This is a genomic window from Cellulomonas citrea (assembly GCF_009829685.1).
GTDB lineage: Bacteria > Actinomycetota > Actinomycetes > Actinomycetales > Cellulomonadaceae > Cellulomonas > Cellulomonas citrea.
Genome location: NZ_VWSD01000406.1, coordinates 1 through 512 on the forward strand (window position 1 = coordinate 1; position 512 = coordinate 512).

Below are 512 nucleotides of genomic sequence, written 5' to 3' on the forward strand. Positions count from 1 at the left end.
TTTTGTCGGCGAGCGACCGCCCGAAGCAGCTTCTTCAGGCTACACCGAGCAGTAACGCTCCTTGATTTCATCGTCGGCCAGCAGTGCGGCCGCAGTCGCGTGATGCACAACCGAGCCCTGGTCCAGCACATAGGCGCGATCGGCGATATCGAGCGCCAGTTCGACGTTCTGCTCAACCAGCAGAATCGTTGTTCCTTCCGACTTCATCTTCCGGAACAACTCGAACATCTCGTCGACGAGCACGGGCATGATACCTTCCGAAGGCTCGTCCAGCATGATGAGATCGGGCTTCGATATCATCGCACGCGCAATCGCCAGCATCTGCTGTTCGCCGCCGGAGAGATAACCGGCGAGGCCGGTGCGCTCCTTGAGGCGCGGGAAATACTTGTAGACCATGTCGATATCGTCATCGACGTTCTTGTCGCTGCGGGTGAACGCGCCGAGCCGCAGGTTTTCCAGCGAGGTCATGTCGGCGATGATGCGGCGGCCTTCCATCACCTGGAAAATTCCGC

1 protein-coding gene is annotated in these 512 nt (G+C 59.2%); it reads right to left on the minus strand.

Annotated elements, in window-relative coordinates; all coding sequences use genetic code 11:
- Positions 1 to 39: 39 nt before the first annotated feature.
- The coding region (locus tag F2B26_RS16985) for an ABC transporter ATP-binding protein (protein ID WP_159811262.1) at positions 40 to 512 on the minus strand (473 nt) is incomplete at its 5' end.